At 69.9% G+C, this 19,433-nt stretch carries 24 protein-coding genes; 9 read left to right on the top strand and 15 right to left on the bottom strand.

All coding sequences use genetic code 11. The features are described 5' to 3' along the window. Nucleotides 1-75: 75 nt before the first annotated feature. A complete protein-coding gene (locus tag ACZ59A_RS07505) occupies nucleotides 76-894 on the bottom strand; it encodes a menaquinone biosynthetic enzyme MqnA/MqnD family protein (protein WP_468054509.1) in 819 nt (272 codons plus the stop codon). A 406-nt stretch (nucleotides 895-1,300) separates the two neighbouring features. On the opposite strand from ACZ59A_RS07505, the gene ACZ59A_RS07500 reads away from it, so the two are divergent. From ACZ59A_RS07500 to ACZ59A_RS07480, 5 genes are all read left to right on the top strand, one after another. After that, nucleotides 1,301-1,504, top strand: a complete 204-nt coding sequence (locus ACZ59A_RS07500) for a cold-shock protein (RefSeq protein WP_009715975.1) — start codon at nucleotides 1,301-1,303, stop codon at nucleotides 1,502-1,504. A gap of 187 nt (nucleotides 1,505-1,691) precedes the next feature. Next, complete coding sequence (locus ACZ59A_RS07495) at nucleotides 1,692-2,765, top strand: AraC family transcriptional regulator (RefSeq protein WP_470954868.1); 1,074 nt, start codon at nucleotides 1,692-1,694, stop codon at nucleotides 2,763-2,765. Between the two features lie 192 nt (nucleotides 2,766-2,957). Next, a complete protein-coding gene (locus ACZ59A_RS07490) occupies nucleotides 2,958-4,136 on the top strand; it encodes a lipase family protein (protein WP_470954866.1) in 1,179 nt (392 codons plus the stop codon). A gap of 169 nt (nucleotides 4,137-4,305) precedes the next feature. Beyond that, on the top strand, nucleotides 4,306-4,806 hold the full coding sequence (locus ACZ59A_RS07485; protein WP_470954863.1) for a zinc metalloprotease: 501 nt from the start codon (nucleotides 4,306-4,308) through the stop codon (nucleotides 4,804-4,806). Further along, nucleotides 4,803-5,402, top strand: a complete 600-nt coding sequence (locus ACZ59A_RS07480) for a hypothetical protein (RefSeq protein ID WP_470954860.1) — start codon at nucleotides 4,803-4,805, stop codon at nucleotides 5,400-5,402. Before ACZ59A_RS07485 ends, ACZ59A_RS07480 begins: the two co-directional genes overlap by 4 nt. Nucleotides 5,403-5,473: 71 nt before the next feature. Here the strand turns inward: ACZ59A_RS07480 and ACZ59A_RS07475 are convergent, their stop codons facing one another. Further along, on the bottom strand, nucleotides 5,474-6,082 hold the full coding sequence (locus tag ACZ59A_RS07475; RefSeq protein WP_470957790.1) for a TetR/AcrR family transcriptional regulator: 609 nt from the start codon (nucleotides 6,080-6,082) through the stop codon (nucleotides 5,474-5,476). 243 nt (nucleotides 6,083-6,325) lie between these two features. On the opposite strand from ACZ59A_RS07475, the gene ACZ59A_RS07470 reads away from it, so the two are divergent. Then, nucleotides 6,326-7,297, top strand: a complete 972-nt coding sequence (locus ACZ59A_RS07470) for an alpha/beta hydrolase (RefSeq protein WP_470954857.1) — start codon at nucleotides 6,326-6,328, stop codon at nucleotides 7,295-7,297. Here ACZ59A_RS07470 and ACZ59A_RS07465 read toward each other — a convergent pair. From ACZ59A_RS07465 to ACZ59A_RS07450, 4 genes are read right to left on the bottom strand one after another with little or no spacing between them, the layout of a single operon-like run. Then, nucleotides 7,262-8,287 (bottom strand): ATP-binding protein, encoded by a 1,026-nt coding sequence (locus ACZ59A_RS07465; RefSeq protein ID WP_470954854.1) that lies wholly within the window; start codon nucleotides 8,285-8,287, stop codon nucleotides 7,262-7,264. The two genes, ACZ59A_RS07470 and ACZ59A_RS07465, sit on opposite strands and share 36 nt — an antisense overlap. A 22-nt stretch (nucleotides 8,288-8,309) precedes the next feature. Continuing rightward, a complete protein-coding gene (locus ACZ59A_RS07460) occupies nucleotides 8,310-8,777 on the bottom strand; it encodes a hypothetical protein (protein WP_470954851.1) in 468 nt (155 codons plus the stop codon). Continuing rightward, nucleotides 8,774-9,226, bottom strand: coding sequence for a hypothetical protein (locus ACZ59A_RS07455; protein ID WP_470954849.1), 453 nt, complete (start codon nucleotides 9,224-9,226; stop codon nucleotides 8,774-8,776). The genes ACZ59A_RS07460 and ACZ59A_RS07455 overlap by 4 nt, the downstream gene beginning before the upstream one ends. Further along, nucleotides 9,226-9,807: a hypothetical protein gene (locus tag ACZ59A_RS07450; protein ID WP_470954846.1), complete on the bottom strand. Its 582-nt coding sequence runs from the start codon at nucleotides 9,805-9,807 to the stop codon at nucleotides 9,226-9,228. The genes ACZ59A_RS07455 and ACZ59A_RS07450 overlap by 1 nt, the downstream gene beginning before the upstream one ends. Nucleotides 9,808-10,031: 224 nt before the next feature. Between ACZ59A_RS07450 and ACZ59A_RS07445 the strand changes: the two genes are divergently transcribed. After that, nucleotides 10,032-10,670, top strand: coding sequence for a hypothetical protein (locus ACZ59A_RS07445; protein WP_470954843.1), 639 nt, complete (start codon nucleotides 10,032-10,034; stop codon nucleotides 10,668-10,670). 81 nt (nucleotides 10,671-10,751) lie between these two features. On the opposite strand, the gene ACZ59A_RS07440 is transcribed toward ACZ59A_RS07445, so the two are convergent. The 3 genes from ACZ59A_RS07440 to ACZ59A_RS07430 all read right to left on the bottom strand — a co-directional run bounded on the left by ACZ59A_RS07440 (nucleotide 10,752) and on the right by ACZ59A_RS07430 (nucleotide 13,277). Beyond that, nucleotides 10,752-11,369: a hypothetical protein gene (locus ACZ59A_RS07440; protein WP_470954840.1), complete on the bottom strand. Its 618-nt coding sequence runs from the start codon at nucleotides 11,367-11,369 to the stop codon at nucleotides 10,752-10,754. Further along, on the bottom strand, nucleotides 11,366-11,701 hold the full coding sequence (locus tag ACZ59A_RS07435; protein WP_470954838.1) for a hypothetical protein: 336 nt from the start codon (nucleotides 11,699-11,701) through the stop codon (nucleotides 11,366-11,368). The genes ACZ59A_RS07440 and ACZ59A_RS07435 overlap by 4 nt, the downstream gene beginning before the upstream one ends. A 391-nt stretch (nucleotides 11,702-12,092) precedes the next feature. Continuing rightward, nucleotides 12,093-13,277, bottom strand: a complete 1,185-nt coding sequence (locus ACZ59A_RS07430; RefSeq protein WP_470954835.1) for a helix-turn-helix domain-containing protein — start codon at nucleotides 13,275-13,277, stop codon at nucleotides 12,093-12,095. A 133-nt stretch (nucleotides 13,278-13,410) separates the two neighbouring features. On the opposite strand from ACZ59A_RS07430, the gene ACZ59A_RS07425 reads away from it, so the two are divergent. Beyond that, nucleotides 13,411-13,974, top strand: a complete 564-nt coding sequence (locus ACZ59A_RS07425) for a flavoprotein (RefSeq protein ID WP_470954832.1) — start codon at nucleotides 13,411-13,413, stop codon at nucleotides 13,972-13,974. A 120-nt stretch (nucleotides 13,975-14,094) separates the two neighbouring features. On the opposite strand, the gene ACZ59A_RS07420 is transcribed toward ACZ59A_RS07425, so the two are convergent. From ACZ59A_RS07420 to ACZ59A_RS07400, 5 genes are all read right to left on the bottom strand, one after another. Next, complete coding sequence (locus ACZ59A_RS07420) at nucleotides 14,095-15,438, bottom strand: dicarboxylate/amino acid:cation symporter (RefSeq protein ID WP_470954830.1); 1,344 nt, start codon at nucleotides 15,436-15,438, stop codon at nucleotides 14,095-14,097. A gap of 349 nt (nucleotides 15,439-15,787) precedes the next feature. After that, on the bottom strand, nucleotides 15,788-16,099 hold the full coding sequence (locus ACZ59A_RS07415) for a DUF4229 domain-containing protein (protein ID WP_470954827.1): 312 nt from the start codon (nucleotides 16,097-16,099) through the stop codon (nucleotides 15,788-15,790). 61 nt (nucleotides 16,100-16,160) lie between these two features. Further along, nucleotides 16,161-16,730 carry a GNAT family N-acetyltransferase gene (locus tag ACZ59A_RS07410; protein ID WP_470954824.1) on the bottom strand — a complete coding sequence of 190 codons (570 nt, stop codon included), beginning with the start codon at nucleotides 16,728-16,730 and terminating at the stop codon, nucleotides 16,161-16,163. 4 nt (nucleotides 16,731-16,734) lie between these two features. Then, nucleotides 16,735-17,916, bottom strand: a complete 1,182-nt coding sequence (mqnE, locus tag ACZ59A_RS07405) for an aminofutalosine synthase MqnE (protein ID WP_470954821.1) — start codon at nucleotides 17,914-17,916, stop codon at nucleotides 16,735-16,737. A 63-nt stretch (nucleotides 17,917-17,979) separates the two neighbouring features. After that, a complete protein-coding gene (locus ACZ59A_RS07400) occupies nucleotides 17,980-18,441 on the bottom strand; it encodes an Lrp/AsnC family transcriptional regulator (protein WP_470954818.1) in 462 nt (153 codons plus the stop codon). A gap of 126 nt (nucleotides 18,442-18,567) precedes the next feature. Between ACZ59A_RS07400 and ACZ59A_RS07395 the strand changes: the two genes are divergently transcribed. Next, a complete protein-coding gene (locus ACZ59A_RS07395) occupies nucleotides 18,568-18,735 on the top strand; it encodes a hypothetical protein (RefSeq protein WP_468054423.1) in 168 nt (55 codons plus the stop codon). Between the two features lie 20 nt (nucleotides 18,736-18,755). Here the strand turns inward: ACZ59A_RS07395 and ACZ59A_RS07390 are convergent, their stop codons facing one another. Then, on the bottom strand, nucleotides 18,756-19,430 hold the full coding sequence (locus tag ACZ59A_RS07390) for a UbiX family flavin prenyltransferase (protein WP_470954815.1): 675 nt from the start codon (nucleotides 19,428-19,430) through the stop codon (nucleotides 18,756-18,758). Between the last annotated feature and the right edge of the window lie 3 nt (nucleotides 19,431-19,433).

The raw sequence follows: 19,433 nt of genomic DNA, 5'->3' as shown, positions 1-19,433 counted from the left end.
TGCCTCCCCCATCGCCTGCGCCGGACCAGCTTAGGCGGGCATGACAGCAGCGGCCCAGCCCGGTCCGCCCGCCTTTCAGACGGGGGCGTCCAGCAGATCCACCCGGACGTCCGCCGGGAAGCCGGTCGTCGGGCCGGTGCGGCGGGCGAACTCGGCGATGCCCTCCAGCTGCTTCGCGCCCAGGGAGAAGTCGAGGGTGGTGAAGTAGCGCTCCAGCACCGCCATGTCCAGGTCCTCCCAGCGCGCGGCGTGCTCGGCGACCTTGCCCGCCTCCTCCAGCGACAGGTTCCGGGACTCCAGGAACGCCCGGTGCACCTCGCGCACGATCTCCGGCTCGCGCTCCAGGTACTCGCGGCGGGCGGCCCAGACCGCGAAGACGAAGGGCAGCCCGGTCCACTCCTTCCACATCTGTCCCAGGTCATGGACCTGGAGGCCCAGCTTCGGGGCGTGGTGGAGGTTGGCGCGCAGCGCGGCGTCGCCGATCAGCACCCCCGCGTCGGCCTCCTGCATCATCAGGCTGAGGTCGGGCGGGCAGGTGTAGTAGTCGGGCTCGATCCCGTGCCGCTCGGAAAGCAGCAGCTGGGCCAGGCGTACGGAGGTGCGCGAGGCCGAACCGAGGGCGACGCGCGCCTTGTCCAGCTGCTCCAGCGGCACCTTCGAGACGATCACGCACGACATGACGGGCCCGTCGCAGCCCACCGCGATGTCGGACAGCGCCACCAGGTCGTCGGCGTTGCGCAGATACTCCACGAGGCTGATCGGGCCGATGTCGAGGCCGCCCGCGACCAGCAGGTCGTTGAGCGTGTCGGGGGACGCCTTGGTCAGCTCGAAGTCGAACAGCGAGCCGGTCCTGGCGAGACCCCAATACAGCGGTACGCAATTGAGGTACTGGATGTGGCCGACCCTCGGTCTGTCGCGGCGGCCCGGGGACCGGGGGGTGACGCTTTCGGCGGCGTCGGCTGTACTCCGCGAGGGGGAACTCGGTGAATTGTCCACAACCGGAGGCTAGCGCCGCTCCGTCCGCGGACCGGCGGCGGGGTGGCGGCGGTCGGCCCGATATCCCGCGGAAGCACGCACTCGACCTGCGTACCTGTCCGTCCCAGGGGCCCTGGAAACCCCCCGTATTCGTGATCTTCGGCTCTTTCCCCGTGGACACGGAGCGTGCTAAGCTCGCCGCAAGTTGCAGTTTGGTTTCCCTTGCAGTACAGAGCCTGCGGAGCATGTAACCGCGGGCTTTTGTAGTTTTCAGACTTCTTGCAGGTTCTGGAGCAGGGCAACCCTTTGGCCCAAGGAGGGCTTTATGGCTACCGGAACCGTCAAGTGGTTCAACGCCGAGAAGGGCTTCGGCTTCATCGCCCAGGACGGCGGCGGCCCCGATGTCTTCGTTCACTACTCCGCGATCAACGCGTCTGGCTTCCGCTCCCTGGAGGAGAACCAGGCCGTGACCTTCGACGTCACGCAGGGCCCGAAGGGCCCGCAGGCCGAGAACGTCAGCGCGGTCTGATTTAGCAACACCCAAGGAGCCCTGCTCCCCCGCACCAGCGGGGAAGCAGGGCTCCTGCCTTTTATGGCCTTTTCTCTTCACGGACCGTTCATTTTCTTTCGAAAAGCCAATCCCCAAGCCTCACGTTGAGTAAGGGTGCCGCGACGCACCGTCGACATGGCCCACCCGGTCGGGCTAACGTCTCACCATGGGGAGGGCCAAGGGTCGGGGGCGGCGAACGGTCACGGTGCACCACGTACGCGCCGCGGTGCGCGGCGCGCAGCGGCTCGGCGTGGACACCGCACCGCTGCTCCAGCGGGCCCGGATACCGCCGCTGCTGCTCCGCGACGACCGCGCGCGCTTCTCGCCCGAGCAGTTCGCCCGGCTGGTGCGCGCCCTGCACCGGGCCACGGGTGACGAGTTCCTGGGGCTCGGCTCCGCGCGCAGCAGGCCCGGCACGTTCGCCATGATGTGCTACGCCTCGCTCGGCTGCCCGGACCTCGGCACCGCCCTGGAACGCGGCGCGCGCTTCTACCGGCTCTTCCCCGGCGGGCCGGACCTGGCGCTGGAGCGCGGCGAGGGCCGCCGGGAGGCAGTGTTCGGCATCCACGGGCAGTTACGCACCCGCCAGGAGAGCCAGATCGTCGCCGAGTGGCTGATGCTCATCTGGCACCGGCTCGCGGGCTGGCTGATCGGGCGCCGGATCCCGCTGCTGTGGACCCAGTTCGCCCATCCCGCGCCCCCGCACGCGGACGAGTACGAGCACCTCTTCGGCTGCGCCCCGTACTTCGGCGGGGACCGTACGGCCGCCGGGTTCGATCCCCGCTGGCTGTCCGCACCCGTGATCCAGGACGAGGCGTCCCTCCAGGCGCTGCTGCGCCGCGCGCCCGACGCGCTGCTCGACCGCCCCGAGTACGGCACGACCGTCGCCGAGCAGGTGTGCCATGTGCTCGCCAGGGGCTTGCGGACCGAGCGCGGACCGCGCGGCCACCGCGCCGCCGGACGGCTGCCGGAACTGCGGGAGGTCGCCGCCCAGCTCGCGGTCAGCCCCGCGACACTGCGCCGACGGCTGGGCGAGGAGGACACGTCCTTCCAGCGGCTCAAGGACCAGGTGCGGCGGGACGCGGCGACCGGCAGCCTGCGCGGGACCGGCGAGCCGATCGAGGAGCTGGCGGTGCGGCTGGGCTTCTCCGAAGGCGCCGCGTTCCACCGGGCGTTCCGGCGCTGGACGGGGATGACGCCGGGCGCCTACCGGCTGACGTACGGCCACCCGGCCCGGTAAGACCCGAAGAGTCCTGCCGAGTCATACCAAGTCCTGCTGGGTCACGCAGAGTCCTGCCGCGTCATGCCGCGTCATGCCGCGTGAGACATGAGGCCAGCGAATCTGAGCACTCCGGTCAGCAACAGACAAACCACACGTCTCTACGGTCCCCCACACAGCACTTCCGCACCATCGCACCCATGGGAGAGCCGTATGCGCACCCGCACCACCGTGCTCGCCACTCTCGCCGCACTGGCCCTGGCGGCCTCGCTGCCGACCGCACCACCGGCCATGGCCACGAGCGACACCACCCGGACCGCCACCACCCAGGGCAAGCCCGGCGACATCGTCTCCAAGTCCCCGACATCGTTCCGCACCCTGCCCGGCGCGCCGGTCACCACCCGCTCCTGGCACATCACCTACCGCTCGACCAACGCCCGGGGCGGTGGGAACGTCGTCTCCGGCACCGTCATCGTCCCCGACGACGGCAAGACCGGCCCCCGGCCGCTCGTCACCTGGGGCATGGGCGCCGTCGGCCTCGCCGACGACTGCGCCGCCTCCGGCCGCTTCCCGCAGGGCACCAGCTCCGAGGGCCAGCTGATCGACCTCGCGCTGCGCCGCGGCTGGGCCGTCGCCGTCAGCGACTACGAGGGCCTGGGCACCCCCGGCGACCACACCTATACCGTCGGCCGGTCCGAGGGGCACGCCCTGCTGGACGCGGCGCGCGCCGCGCAGCGGCTCCCCGAGGCGGGCCTCTCCCCGGACGGCCCGGTCGGGATCATGGGGTACTCGCAGGGCGGCCAGGCGGCCGGCTGGGCCGCCCAGCTGCGCTCCTCGTACGCGCCCGAGCTGCGGGTGAAGGGCACGGTCGCCGGGGGCGTACCCGCCGATCTGCCCGCCACCCTCGACTACAACGACGGCGGTGCGGGCGCCGGGCTCACCCTGATGGCGCTCGCCGGACAGGACGCGGCGTTCCCCGAACTGGCGCTCGACTCCTACCTCAATGAGAAGGGCAAGGACGACGTCGCCTTCATGCGGAACAACTGCGTCTCGATCAGCACCATCGCCGGGCTCTTCCAGAACCTGTCCGACGTGACCGTCCGGGATCCGCTGGCCTCACCCCTCTGGAAGCTCGCGCTGCGCGCCTCCTATCTGGGCGACGACGCCCCCGACCATCCGGTCTACCTCTACCAGGGCGTGGCGGACGAGCTGATCCCGTACCAGGTCGGCGCGGACCTGCGCGCCCGGTGGTGCGAGCGGGGCGGGCAGGTGGAGTGGAAGAGCTATCCGACCGACCATGTGACGACGGCGATCACCGGGATCCCGGCGGCCATGGCCTGGCTCGGCGCGCGGCTCGCCGACGAACCGGCCGCCGGCAACTGCGGCACCTGAGCCACCGGCACCGCCCCGGGCCTCCCGTTCCCCCGGGAGGCCCTGTGCGCGTGCGGCGTCCCGCGGCCCCTCGTACGTTGAAGCTCTCGGGCCTCACACGAACGAGGGGTTTGCGGACGTGGGTCGATGTCATGGCGCCCGTTTCGCCCGGCGGTGTATACGCGTCGCGGTGAGCGCGTCGCTGACCGCCGGGCTGTGCGCGGGGCTGCCCGCGCCACCGGCCGTCGCGGCCGACTGCCCGGACGACCCGAACACGACCGGATCGGTGGACGGTTCGGAGCTGACGTACACCCTGCACACCAAGTACACCGCGGAGTGGGCGCGGGCCCGGGAGGACTGGAACGCCCTGGGCAAGGTCGACATCAAGCCGCACACCGGCACGGCCTCCGCGGACGTCGACACGACCGACGTCAACCGCGCCGACATCGGCTGGTCGGGGCTGTGGGAATCCCATGACCTGGGCTCCGACGACATCGTCCTCAACGGCCACTTCCTCGACGCGTACCCGGCCGACGTGAAGCGCGGCGTCGTCACCCACGAGCTGGGCCACGCCCTCCGGCTGGGCCACCGCTCCTCCCCCGGCGCGGTCATGTACTGCAACGACACCCGTACCGCCGTCGCCCCCGCGGCCGCCGACATCGCCGCGTACCGGGCCGTGTGGGGCTCATGAGCCGCCGCACCGGGGCGATCGCGCTGGCCACGGTCCTGGCGGCGGTGGGCGGCTCCACGGTGGCCTGGTTCGAGGTCCCCTACGGCAGTACGCACTACCACCCCACCTACGCGGTCCGGCTGGACACGCCCGGGCTCGCCGCGGGGTGGGCCGACGACGTCTTCACGGCCAAGGTCATCGCCCGCGAGGGGGTGCGGCGCACCGACGGCGACCGGCTGCTGTGGACGACGTACCGGGTCGAGGTGCAGTCCACCCTCAAGGGGAAGGTGTCCGGGAACGTACGGGTCGCCCAGGAGGGCGGCGACGATCCGCTGCGGCGGCAGCGGGTCGAGGTGGGCGAGGCCCCGGCGCTGCTGCCCGGGCGGACGTACCTGCTGGCCACCCGGGTGGCGCCGGACGGCTGGCACACCGCCCCGTCCAACTTCCTGCCGCTGGACCTGGCGCCGGACAAGGCCGGCTCGGACAGCGGAACGGACCCGTCCGCGGCCTGGCGGGAGGGCGTCGGACATCCGGTGACCCAGCGGGACGCGCACCCCTCGGCGGTGTCCCGCGCGGCGGACCCGGCGGCGCTGTACGCGCGGGCGCGGATCGGCTGACCCGGGCCGGGGCCGTCGCGGATCGGCCGACGCGCGCCGGGGCCGTCAGGGGCCCTGCGGGGCGGGGGCCGTCAGGGACCTTGCGGGGCGGGCGACCAGCCCTGTCCGCGCAGCAGGTTCCCGAGCCCCGCCCAGGCGAAGTTCATGAGGGTCGCCGCCGCCTCCTGCGCCGAGGGGCCGCCCGGCTCCGCCGCGTCGCCCGCCCAGTCCGCCAGCGACTCGGCCGCCCCGACCAGCGCGTGCGCGAGCCCGGACACCTCGGCGGACGCCAAACGCCGCTCCCGCGCGCCCTGCCGCGCCGCCGCCGCGATCAGCTGCGTCACGAACACCACGATCTCGGCCCGCATCGCCGCCACTTCGTGCGCGTACGGGTGTCCGTGCGTCCGCGCCTGAACGTGCAGCAGCGCCCATCCGTCGGGGTGCCGGGAGGTGTGCGCGAAGAAGCCGCTCAGCCCGCTCCACAGCTGACGGTCCGCCGGAGCGCCCCGCTCGACGGCGCCCCGCACCGCGGCCACCAGCGACGCCGCCTCCCGCTGGACACACGCCGCGAACAGCTCTTCCTTCGAGTTGAGATACAGATAGACCAGCGGTTTGGACACCCCGGCCAGCTCGGCTATGTCGTCCATCGAGGCGTGGTTGTAGCCGCGCCGCGCGAAGGCCCGCACCGCCGCGTCCAGCATCTGCTGCTCCCGCACCACCCGCGGTACGCGCTTGCTCCTCGTCGCCCCGCCCACGCGGACCGCCCCCTTACGACAGTGCCCCCCGCACACTCCTACGCCCACCAGCGTACGGCGCGCCGGGACGAAGATCACGTGCTCGGCACCGCACTCTTGTCACGGCTCGCCGCCCCGTTCACAGTGGCAACAGCGCACGCGCAACGCCCCGTTCAGCTCCGCACGCACCGAGCGAAGGAGATACGGACGATGCCCTCCCGCCGCCGCGCCGCCGCCGCTCTCGCCGCACTGGCCGCCGCGCCCCTCCTCCCCACGCCCGCCGAGGCCCGCTCCCGGCCCGCCGACCGGGCCCGCATCACCGCCGCCGACCGCGTCGGCGAACGCGTCCTCGACCTGACCATCCACTCCCCCGCCCTCGCCCGCGACGGCCACGCCCGGGTGCTGCTGCCCCGCGGCTACGACCGCCGACCGCACGACCGCTGGCCGGTCCTGTACCTCCTGCACGGCTGCTGCGACCCGGGCCCGGGCTGGCAGGCATGGACGCTCAACACCGACGTCGAGGGGCTGACCGCGTCCCTCCCCGCGCTGGTGGTGTCCCCGGAGGGCGGCCCCTCCGGCTTCTACTCGAACTGGTGGAACGGCGGCGACTACGGCCCGCCCGCCTGGGAGACCTTCCACCTCGCCGAGCTGCGCCCGCTGCTGGAGCGGGCGCTGCGCGGCAACGGCCGCCGGGCCATCGCGGGCCTGTCGATGGGCGGCTTCGGCGCCCTGTCGTACGCGGCCCGCCACCCCCGCCTCTTCCGCGCCGCCGCGTCGTTCAGCGGCGTCGTCCACCCGCCGCGGAACCCGAGCGGTGTCCAGGGCATCGTGAAGAATTACGGCGCCGACCCCACCGCCCTGTGGGGCGACCCCGTGGCCCAGTCCGCGATCTGGGCGGCCCACGATCCGTACACCCAGCTCACCCGGCTCCCCCGCGGGTACCCGGTGTACGTCTCCTGCGGCGACGGCAGCCCCGGGCCGCTGGACCCCGCGGACCGTCCCGTCGACACCACCGAGAAGGGCCTCGGGCTGATGGCCGAGGACTACGTACGCCGCGCCCGGGCCCACGGTCTGGCCCTCACCGCCCGCCTCTACGGCCCGGGCACCCACACCTGGCCGTACTGGGAGCGCGAACTGGACCGTGCGCTACCCCTTCTGGCCGGCCCCCTCCTCCGTTCCTGAGCCGGGCACGTCCTCCCAGGCCACCAGGCGCGGCGACGCGGGCGGGTTCCCGACCTCGGCCCGCGCCCGCGCCACGGCGGCCAGTTCGTCGCGGAGATCGGCGAGTTCGACCACGCGCCGCTCTCCGCGACGGGCCACGGCCGCCGCGGCGGCGGCCATGATGACGTTCACGATGTCACCGCCCGCCATGCCCTCGGATTCCGCCGCCAGGATGTCGGCGGTGGCCTCGGGGTGCACCGGCAGTTCCTTGGGGAGGAGTTTCGTCCACAGATCGCGCCGTGCGGCGAGGTCGGGGAGTTCCAGCCGGATATGCGCCAGGATCCGCCGGACGAACGCCATGTCGTAGTTTTCCGGGAAGTTGGTCGTGAAGACGACGACCCCGTCGAAATGGTCCAGTTCGGTGAGCATCACCGAGCGGGACACATTGACGCTGTGGTCGGCGCTCTGGGTGACCCGGCTCAGCCGTCGGCCGAGAATCGAATCCGCCTCGTCGAAGATGAGCACGGCATCGCTCCGGCGGGCCTCGGCGAAACAGCGCACGATGTTCTTCGGCGTCTCCCCTACGTAGCGGGATTCGATCTGGGCGTAGCCGACCCGGAGGTACGCCCGCCCGAGCCGGTGGGCGATGGCCTCCGCGCACGCGGACTTCCCCGTACCGGGCGGGCCGTACAGGCTCACCACCGCACCGCCGCGATGCGGGGAAATGGCGGCCAGATTCCATTCCTTGAACAGCACGTCCCGGTGCGCGACCACGTTCAGCGCGGTGTCGACGCGTCGGCGCACCACATCCGCGAGGACGAGATCCCCGAAGGTCCGGGTGGGCTGCTCCGCCCGGAAGTCGACCGCCTCCGGTGATTCCCCGTCGCGCTCGGCACGTCCGGCATCCGCTTTCACCGTCGCGGCCGCGGGCGCGGTCGCCGACGCGGCCGGGCCGCCGCCGGAATCGGCGAACGTCCAGCGCCGTGGCACCGTGTTGCGTCCCTCGTCCATTCACTGCCCCCGTATCGGTGTATCAGCTCGCCACGGTCCAGCGACGGCTGACCTCGTCGATTTCCTGGCGGATGAACTCCGCGCGGACATCGTCGGGAATGTCGTCCCAGCCGGTGACCGTCTCGGTCACCAGCGCGCTTTCGGGATTCCCCAAAACACAGCGGACGACGGTATGCGCGTCCGACCGCCCGGTGGCGGGCCTGATGAACACGACCTCCACCTCACGCACTTCCGATACGAGCCGGGCGCGCAGCTCGGCCGCTCCGGACCCGAGAACGGCGGCCCGCACGGCATCGGGGTGCGTGTCCATACGCGCCGCCCAGTCCTCGGCCAGGGCGGCCAGCACCACGGCGCTGAGACGGCCGCCCCCCGTGCGCCCGGCGGGCCGCGGCCACTGCCGCGACACGACCAGGGCCGTCGCCACCACCACTACACCGACGCCCGTCCACCACCACAGCGACATGTGCCCGTTTCTTTCTCTGCGGCTCATTCTTCGAGTTCCTGGTCGCGCATCTTGGTCACGTCCATGCGATAACCGCCCCCGTCGCCCGCGACGAGCGACTGACGGTATTTCTCGGGAAGGTCGTCCCAGGCGACGTCCTCCTCGACCACGATCCGCTTGACCGGCGCGTCACTGCGCAGATGGCTCTTCATCAGCGCGGTCATACGCCGGACGTAGGTGTTCGGGGCCAGCCCCTTCTCGAACTCGATGACTTGTTCGAGCAGATAGGACCGCAGCTGATTCCAGGCCGCCTTCACATTTCTGCGGACCGCGGTGGCGTACTTGTCCAGCTCGGTGAATGCGAGCTTCACCGTGTCGGACATCCAGGGAAGGTTCTCGGCCACCCAGGGGAAAAGCTTGTCCCGCGCCCAGACCATGATCCGGTTCCACATGGTCAGCCCGATGGCCAGGATGATCAGAGGAATGAAGAAGACCATCAGGCCCTCCCCAGCGGAAGACTCAAGGTGACACCCTCATCTCCGTCACGAATGATCCGCGCGCGCACTTCCTCGGGGATGTCGCCCCAGTCGATCTCCTGCTTGATGCGCTTGCGCCGCACCTTCTGCCGGTCGGCGCCGTACAACATCTCGATGATCCGCACCCCCGTATCCCCGGGCCGGGCCCGGTATTCGACGGTGACCGCGACGATCTCCCGGCGGAGCGTCTCGATCACCGACGGCTTCGCCCGGGGCAGTTCCGGCCGGATGGCCGACCCGTGCGGTTCGCCGCACATCTCGACGAGCGCGCTGAAGACGTCACTCGACGGCAGCCCCAGAACCGGCTCGCACTCCTCGGCGAGGATCCCGTACACGACGATCGAGTCGGATTCCGGCGGGGCTTCCAGGGCCGCGATCACGACGTCGATCATCTTCAGGATGTGCCGGAGCGCGATTTTGCCGACAACGCCCCGCTCCGCACCCGGTTTCGGCGACACGGCCTTGTCCGCCATCTCCCGGAGCGCTTTTTCGATCATGTCGCGCGCGGAGCGCAGTGATTTCCCCGCCGTGGTGTCAGGCATGCGTGTTCCCCCCGTATGACCGCATGTACACGAATCACATATTAGCGCCGTAACACTCAATAACACATACCCTGAAAGGAATTGACAGCAATGCAGCATTCTTTGATCGAAGGCACGCCTCCCCTGCCACTGAGGCCCCCGGACATCACCTGAGCCTCCCTACCTAGGCGCCCTGCGCCCTCGCACGGATGTGGCGGCCCGGTCCGGCGCCGTAGCTTCCGGTCATGCCCACATCCCGCCCGCGCTCCACCCGGCCCGACCCACCGCGACTGGAACTGGGACCGACGCCCGAATCCGAGGTCGCCAGCGCCCGCAGCGCCATCGTGTCGGTCCTGGTCGCCCTGCTCGTCCTCGTCCTGTGTGGCATGTGCGCGCTTCTCTACCTGAACTGGTCGGTGGAGCGGGACATCGAGGCCCACGACGGCAGCATCGATGTGACCGGCGAAAACCCGGAGCGTGACGGGGTCCTGCAGCCGTACGAGAACGGGGTGGACGTGACCTTCGGCACGCCCCGGCGCATCCGCCCGGTCCCAGGTGACGACAACCACCAGCCCGGCGACCTCACGTACACGTACACCGTCCTGATCGCCAACGGCAGCGGCAAGGTCCTCGACCTCGCCGGCAGCGACCTCTACGAGAGCCTCTACGAAGGCCAGTCCCTGCCCGACGGCTCGATCGTGTACGGCACCTGGAAAGCCGACGGCATGAAGCGCGAAGCCCTGCCCGACCGCCTCGCCGACGACGAGCGCATGGAAGCCACGGTGCGCGTCAACGTCCCGCCCCGCACCGCGTTCCTCAACTCCGAGCTGAGCATCGCCGACGGCTACGAAACGATCTACATGAAGCTCGGCCTCGACGCATAGCACGGCGCCCCGGCCGCACGAAGGATTACGCGAAGGCCAACCGACGCTCCAGCTCGTCCGCCCCGATGCGACAGTCCAGGTTCACTCGTCGGCATCCGGGCTGTTCCCGCTCTCCTCGGCCGCCAGCTGCCGGGCAAGGGCATTGAAGGCGTGCACGTACTGATTGGCCGCCTTCAAGTCCGCGGCGTCAGGCTTCACACCCCAGGACTGGACTGCCCCGTTGCCGAACACGACATTGATGGCCGCAGCACCCTTGTTCTTGCGGCCCGTCGCCAAAGCCGAAGCTCCCAGAGTCATGGCACCGCCGACGAGGCGGGTAGCCGTCCACGCCTTGTGCGCGCCTGCGTTGAAGAACTCGGCGCTCCCACCCGCTACGGGGCCGAACGGCGTCTCCCCGTACGTGGACCTGGCCCACATGTGGAGCATGGCCGCACGGTTCATAGCCGTCTCCGACGGGTGCTCTCCCCGCCAGGCTCGCAGCCGCGCCTTCTCCTCCCGCTTGGCCTGATGCTTCTGCGCGGCTTCGGCCCTGGCCAATTCACGCCGCGCCTGACGAGCGGCGGCCTTCTCCGGATCAGTCCCGGTGGCGCCCCTGGAACGGAGCACCTGAAGCGGCAGCTCAAATCGACCGTTCTTACGGGGCCGCAGTCCACGCCCCGGGGCAGGGCCGACCTTCCAGCCTTCTGACGTGTTACTCATCCGAGCACTCCGCTCTCCTGAGCAGCCGGTCCGTCGCTCTCGCCCTCATCCGGCACGGGAAGGCGCCTGCCGCGGCTATCCGCGACTCGGAGCGCATCGTGAAGGGCCTCGACCAGACGATTCGAAAGAAAGCGGAGTTCACCGGCTCCCACCTTCGGGTTACCGAGAAGCGCGCGAGCATGGTCGAGAAGTTCAGCGCCCATGCGCAGTTGGACCGCTTCCATCTCGTCAGCGAGCCGAGACAGATACCCCTTGCCGTCCTCGTCGGTCACCAGGTAGCACGGCTGGCCAGCCGTGCCGTTCCACGGCAGCAAGCGCGGTTGCGTACTCACCGGACCACCACCCCGTGGGGAGCACACAGCACCTCCACGCGGGGTAGCCCCCGACGCCGTTCATTCGCCACGACGTACGGCCGGACCGGTACCTGGCGCACGCGCGGCAAACGCAGCGTCGGGGCATCCCCGCAGATCACCGGCGGGCTTGCCTTCACCGTGCGATGGCGCCCCTGGCCGGGTCGTAACACTCTCCTCAACGGTTCGAAGATCCTGCCGATACAGTTCCGCATGTCGACCTGCTTCCTCAGGTTGGCCACGCCCCGGGGCGCATGCCCGCGTCGCCGGGGTCCTGTGGCGGGTGTAAACCGGCTGAGTATTCATGCTGGTGACATGCGAAGCCCCCAACTTTCACAGTTGAGTGAAAGCCGGGGGCTACTGCGGTGAAGTGCTAGAGACCCACCCAAGCGGCCAAGTGATCAAGAGTGTCCGGAGTACGCCGGGACAGGTGGATCAGGCTCCTGATGGTCTCTCGTGCACCTGAGTGATACCGCGTCTGCTGCGGAGCCAGCTTGCGCGCGGTGACGATGGACTTCAAGGCCGCTTCGTTACGGCCCGCCTCCATCTGAGCCCGTGCTTGATCCACGTAGAAATGAGCGGCGCGGGATGCAGGCCAGTCCTTTGGTATCCGCACCTTCGCGGCCTCTCGCAGAGCCTCGCCGTAGTGACGCATCTCGACATGGGCGGATACGGCGTGCAGCCTGACGTTCGTGGGACCAAAGGATAGCCAGTGCACGTCCGTGGCCTCACCCACCCGATCCGCGTAGGACTTGGCCTCTGCGAGGTGGGTCGTCACCGCGCCTTCGTCCTCGGCGCGGGCAGCGATGATGCTTGCCCCGAGGTGAAGCTGTCCGGCGACGGCCTGCCGCTCTCGCGTCTGCGGAGACTGCCCCAACAGCCCCTGCCCGGAAGCCACGAGCCGCTGACCAATCGTGTACTCGCCCTCTCGGAAGTAGACCAACGCACGCATGTACTGGCGCACTGCTGACAGCAACGGATCGGAAGCCCGCGACGCGGCCCACTCCATGCGGTCCAGCGCCACGGTGGACAAGTCGTAATAGCCCAGCTTCACGGCCAGGTCATGCGCCGTGCGGTAGGTACTCGACAGAGCGGCCCACAACTCGGACGACGGCGTCTGATACGCGGCTGTGGTGATCTCCGCCATCGTCCCGGGGAGATCAAGAGCAGCGTCATGGAGCTTCGTGGCCCGGACCTGCTGACACAGAGCCTGGGCAGCGGCGATGAGCTGAGGAGTGGGACGCGGCTTGATCGCCGGATCGGCTCCCAGGTCGTAGAGGTCGAGGGCTTCACGGATCGGGCGGACCAGCGTGGCCAACCGGTCCTGCTGTAGTTCGGTGACGTAGGGCTGACCGGTCAGCGCGGTGACGTCGACGCACAGCGCTTTCGCCACAGCGGCCACCAGGTCGGGGCTGGCTGGCTTGTGCCCGGATTCAACTTGGGTGAGGAGGCTGTAGGAGTAAGGGACCTTCTGAGCCAACCCACGCTGAGTCAGCCCAGCCCGTTTCCGGTGATGTGCGATCCGAGCGCCCGGGTGCTCGTCGTCGGGGAGCGGCATATATGCCTCCCTATCGTGACTCACTCAGCGGAGACGCTACCCGCTCGGCCACGGCAGAAGACGTTGAACGACGATCTCAACCCCGAGCGGGCAGGGTTTGCGGAGGAAGGGTGCCACACGGTGGACTGCCCGCATGACCGCGAACCCTGTGCTCTACCTGTTCGGCAGCGCCGCCCCGCCTGTGCTGAACATCGCTGGCGTCATCGAACAAGCGCAGGCGGCCGACTGGGATGTCTGCCTCGGACTGACCCCTACGGCCGCACGCTGGCTTGACGACGAGTTGCCAGCATTGGAGGAGCTGACCGGGCACCCGGTGCGCAGCCAGTACAAGCTGCCCCGAGAGCCGGACGCGTGGCCCACGGCGGATGTCGCGGTCCTGGCGCCCGCCACCTTCAACACGATCAACCAGTGGGCCCTGGGGCTCACGGAGAAGTTCATCGTGGGATTCGTGGCCGAGGCCATCGGCAAGGGCATCCCCACCGTGACCATGCCGTGCGTCAACGCCGCCTACGTCCAGCACACGCAGTTCGACAGCAGCGTTGCCACGCTCCGGGCGATGGGGGTGCGCGTGCTGTACGGGGAAGGCGGATTCGCACCCAACAAGCCTGGCCAGGGCCGACCGGAGAACTATCCGTGGCATCTGGCCCTGGACGAAGCCGCATCAGCCCTACGGCGGCGTGACAGCAGTCGGACATGAGCTGTCCAAGGCACCGAGGCTCACCACAGACGGTCAGCCACAGCACAGCGCAACGCCATCGCCCCCGCTCTCTGCTGAGAGCGGGGGCGATGGCGTTGCGGTCGTACGGGGCGGCTGTCGCTACACGGTGGCCAGTTGGCGCTCCGGCTCGGCGGCCTCGTCACGGTCGTCGTCCAGGGGCGACGAGGTGGCGTGGGTGTAGGCGTCGTGGTCGAGGATCTTCTCGCGGGCCGAGACCAGGACCGGCACCAGGGCCTGTCCGGCGACGTTCGTGGCGGTCCGCATCATGTCCAGGACCGGGTCGATGGCCATCAGCAGGCCGACGCCCTCCAGCGGGAGGCCGAGGGTGGAGAGGGTCAGGGTGAGCATGACCGTCGCGCCGGTGAGCCCGGCCGTGGCGGCGGAGCCGATGACCGAGACGAAGGCGATCAGCAGGTAGTCGCCGATGCCGAGGTGCACCCCGAAGATCTCGGCGATGAAGATCGCCGCGAGCGCCGGGTAGATGGAGGCGCAGCCGTCCATCTTGGTGGTCGAGCCGAAGGGCACCGCGAAGGACGCGTACTCCTTGGGCACGCCCAGGCGTTCGGTGACCTTCTGGGTGAGCGGCATGGTGCCGACCGAGGAGCGGGAGACGAAGGCCAGCTGGATCGCGGGCCAGGCGCCCTTGAAGAAGCTCAGCGGGTTGACCTTGGCGACGGTCGCCAGCAGCAGCGGGTAGACGCCGAACATCACCAGCGCGCAGCCGATGTAGACGTCGGCGGTGAAGGTCGCGTACTTGCTGATGAGGTTCCAGCCGTACTCGGCGATGGCGGAGCCGATGAGCCCCAGGCTGCCCAGCGGCGCGAGCCGGATGACCCACCACAGGGCCTTCTGCAGCAGCTCCAGCACCGACTGGCTCAGGGTGAGGATCGGCTGCGCCCGCTCACCGAGCTGGAGGGCGGCGACGCCCGCGACGGCGGCCATGAAGACGATCTGCAGCACCTGCAGATCGGTGAAGGGCGTGATGACGTCCGTCGGCACGATGCCGGTGAGGAAGTCCAGCCAGGACCCGGCGTGGTCCGGCTTGGCGCCGTCCTTCGCGGTCAGGCCGGTGCCCGCGCCCGGGTTGGTGAGCAGGCCGATGGCCAGGCCGATGGCGACCGCGATGAGCGAGGTGGCCATGAACCACAGCAGCGTGCGGGTGGCCAGCCGGGCGGCGTTGCTGACGTTCCGCAGGTTCGTGATCGATATCAGGATCGCGAAGAAGACCAGCGGGGCGACGGCGAGCTTCAGCAGCTGGACGAAGATCGAGCCGATCTTGTCGAGCGTGGTGACCAGCCAGCCGACGTCGCCGCTGCGGGCGACCCAGCCGAGCACCACGCCGAGGACGAGACCCAGCAGGATCTGCGCCCAGAACGGCACCTTGGGCAGGCGGAAGGACGACGTCCGGCCGGACGTCTCGGGGAGGGACGACAACGGACACACTCCGGGGGAGGTAAGAAGGGCGAGAAAAAGCCAGGAGTCCGTACGGGATCTCCGGCCGCTGTACGAGAGGGGTCAGCGGCGTTGACAGGCCGCGGAGCGACAGCGGCAAAGATCGATGTGCAGGCGCGCCACGAGCGGAACGCTCGCTGCGATGCGGGGCGCGGCTGCTGTCTTCATGACAAGTACATTAACACCGCTTCTTTGGGGAACCCAAAGAAAATCTTTGACCTATCGGACCGGCCCGGAGCGGCCGGAGTGGCGGGAAACAGCTCAACGCCCCCTGGGCCAGCGGCCGCTGGCCCAGGGGGCGTCGGAAAGGTGTGCGAGGTGTGAGGAGCCTTACACCGGGTTACGCGCCCGCGCGCGAACCATCCTGCGCGCCGTCCTCCTGGCTCTGGCTCGCCGACAGCCGCTCCTTGGCCCGGTCGACGCGGTCGGCGACCTGCATCGCCATCGCCTCGCGCTGCTTGCGCAGCAGGACGAAGCTGAGCGGGGCGGACACGACCAGCGCGAGCAGGACGACCCAGAACAGGTTGGAGGCGCCGAGGCCGGAGGGGACCACGCGGAAGTAGACCAGGCCCCACATGATCAGAAAGCAACCGGCGAAGATCCCCAGGCGCATGCTGGTGTAGCGGAACGTGGCGCTCGGCTTGAGAGACACGGCGGGGTCCTCTTTCTGCTGGAAGTTCCTGCCCTCCCAGTGAATCACGTCCGGTTTCTGATCAATTCAGCGGCGGTCGGTTCAGCGGCAGCCAGGACAGCGGGGGCCAGGACAGCGGGAGCCACATGGTGATGTCGTCGCGGAAGTCGTCGTCCGCGACCTTGATCGCCCCCGGCACCCGGCCGACCTCCTTGTAGCCGCACCCGGCGTAGAACCGGTCCACCCCGGTGCCGCCCCGGCAGGTGAGCCGTATCCCCCGGATGCCGTCCATCCCGCGCGCGGCCTCCTCCACGGCGGCCATCAGGTCGCGGCCGTAGCCCTTGCCCTGGTGGGAGGGGTGCACCATCACGGTGTAGAGCCAGCACCAGTGCCGCATCAGCCGGTGGGTGTTCAGGGCGAAGAAGGCGGTCGCGGCCGCCGCGCCGCTCTCGTCCCGGCCGACGAGCAGCCGGATGCGCCCCTCGGCCATCGCGGCGAGGTGTTTGATCAGCTCGGGCCGGACGTCCTCCGTGGTCACCGGCGGCACGAAGCCGACCGCTCCGCCCGCGTTCGAGACGTCGGCCCAGAGCGTACGGATCGAGTCCAGCAGCTCGGGGGTGGTCTCGGGGTCGAGGTCGAACGTCAGCGGCATGGCGTCACACCCGCATCGGCTGCGGCGACTCGCGCCGGGCCGGGTCCGGGCCCTCGTACTCGCGGATGGTCTCGTACCGGGTGTTGCGCTCGATCGGCCGGAAGCCCGCGTCCCGGATCAGGTCCAGCAGATCGTCGCGGGTCAGCTTGTTCGGCGTGCCGTAGTTGTCCGCGTCGTGCGTGATCTTGTACTCGACGACCGAGCCGTCCATGTCGTCCGCGCCGTGGTTGAGGGCGAGCTGCGCGGTCTGCACCCCGTGCATCACCCAGAAGACCTTGACGTGCGGAACGTTGTCGAACAGCAGCCGGGAGACCGCGAAGGTCTTCAGCGCCTCCGCACCGGTCGCCATGGAGGTGCGGGCCTGCAGCCGGTTGCGGATCTTGCCGTCCTGCATGTCCACGAAGTCGTGCTGGTAGCGCAGCGGGATGAAGACCTGGAAACCGCCGGTCTCGTCCTGCAGCTCACGCAGCCGCAGCACATGGTCCACCCGGTGCCGGGGCTCCTCGATGTGCCCGTACAGCATGGTGCACGGGGTCTTGAGGCCCTTCTCGTGCGCCAGCCGGTGGATGCGCGACCAGTCCTCCCAGTGGGTGTCGTGGTCGACGATGTGCTGCCGGATCTCCCAGTCGAAGATCTCCGCGCCGCCGCCGGTCAGCGACTCCAGACCGGCGTCGATCAGCTCGTCGAGGATCTCGGACGCGGACATCCCGGAGATCTTCTCGAAATGGTGGATCTCGGTGGCCGTGAACGCCTTCAGCGACACCTCGGCGGGCAGCGCCTCCTTGAGCGCCTTCAGCGACCGCGGGTAGTACCGCCAGGGCAGGGTGGGGTGCAGCCCGTTGACGATGTGCAGCTCGGTGAGCTTGTCGTTCTCCATCGCCTTGGCGAGGCGGACGGCCTCCTCGATGCGCATCGTGTACGCGTCCTTCTCCCCCGGCTTGCGCTGGAAGGAGCAGTAGGCACAGGACGCGGTGCACACGTTCGTCATGTTGAGATGACGGTTGACGTTGAAGTGGACGACGTCGCCGTTCTTGCGGGTGCGCACCTCGTGGGCGAGCCCGCCCAGCCAGGCCAGGTCGTCGGACTCGTACAGGGCGATGCCGTCCTCACGGGACAGCCGCTCCCCGGCGAGAACCTTCTGCTCCAACTCCCGCTTGAAACCCGCGTCGTGTGTCGCTGCGCTCATGCGACGGCCGCCTCCCATGCGTCTGGCCCTACGTCGTCGTGCCGGTGTCGGCCTCCGCCGAGACTACGCCTCGACGTCCTCCGGAAGTTCGCCGACCCGGTTCTCCCACTTGGTCGACAGCACGATCGTGGAACGCGTCCGGGCGACGCCCTTGGTTCCGGACAGTCTGCGGATCGTGCGCTCCAGACCGTCCACGTCCGAGGCGCGCACCTTGAGCATGTACGAGTCGTCGCCCGCGATGAACCAGCAGTCCTCGATCTCGGCGAGGTCGCGCAGCCGGTGCGCCAGCTCCTCGTGATCGGTGGCGTCGGAGAGCTGGAGACCGATGAGGGCGGTGACTCCGAGGCCCAGGGAGGCCGCGTCCACGGTCGCGCGATAGCCCGTGATCACCCCGGCCGCCTCCAGGCGGTTGATCCGGTCCGTGACGCTCGGCCCGGAGAGTCCGACGAGCCTGCCCAGCTCCGCGTATGAGGCCCTGCCGTTCTCCCGCAGGGCCTGGATGAGCTGCCTGTCCACCGCGTCCATATGCCGTGCGCCTTCCATTATTCAGGGTTGGAGCGTCTTTACATGTAGAATCTAAGGCATCAGGACCACAAGTCCTGCAAATCCTCTAGGCGTTCGGCCTGTTACCTCAGGAGATGAGAACTCACCGTGTACACGATCGAAGGTCTTGAAGCCCGCATGCTGGAGCTGCGGGAACTGGCCGCCCGCTCGCGTGCCGTGGTCCACACCCCCGACCGTCCCGCGTCCCGGACGGCCCGCCGCGCGGCCCTCGTCGCGGCCCGCGCCGCCCGCACCAGGAAGCGCTGGACGCGCTAGCACCCGGCCCCGGACAGCCGCTAGCCGGTCCCCGGCCTTCGGTCCGCACCGAGCTCCCCCTCCCACCGGCGGTACAGCTTGTGCGGCACCCCCGCCGCGTCCAGCACCCGCCCGGCGACGAAGTCCACCAGATCCTGGATGTGCGTCGCCCCCGCGTAGAACGCCGGCGAGGTGGGCAGCACCACGGCGCCCGCCTCGTCCAGCGACACCAGATGCCGCAGGGTCTGCCCGTTCAGCGGGGTCTCCCGCACCGCCACCACGAGCGGACGCCGCTCCTTGAGCGTCACGCTCGCGGCCCGCTGCAGCAGATCCTTGGAGAGCCCCAGCGCGACCCCGGCCACACAGGCGGTGCTGGCGGGGACGATCAGCATCCCCTTGACGGCGTAGCTGCCCGAGGACGGCCCGGCGGCCAGATCCCCGGCCGCCCAGTGGCGCACGTCCGCCGAGTCGACGGGTACGTCGAAGGCGTCGGGCGCACCGTCCGCGCCGCGCGCCAGCCAGCGGCGCAGATCCTCCCGCCAGTGCGCGTCCCGGAACCCGATGCCCGTCTCGTCCAGCAGCGTCAGCCGCGAGGCGCGGCTGACGACCAGGTCGACGGCCTCCCCCGCGTGCAGCAGCGCGCGCAGCACCGAGGCGGCGTACGGCGTCCCGGACGCGCCGGACACCCCGACCACCCAGGGCCGGCGTCCGTTCACTTC

It is taken from the genome of Streptomyces sp. NPDC040405, from assembly GCF_055595765.1.
This window is presented reverse-complemented; position numbering and strand designations above follow the sequence as displayed.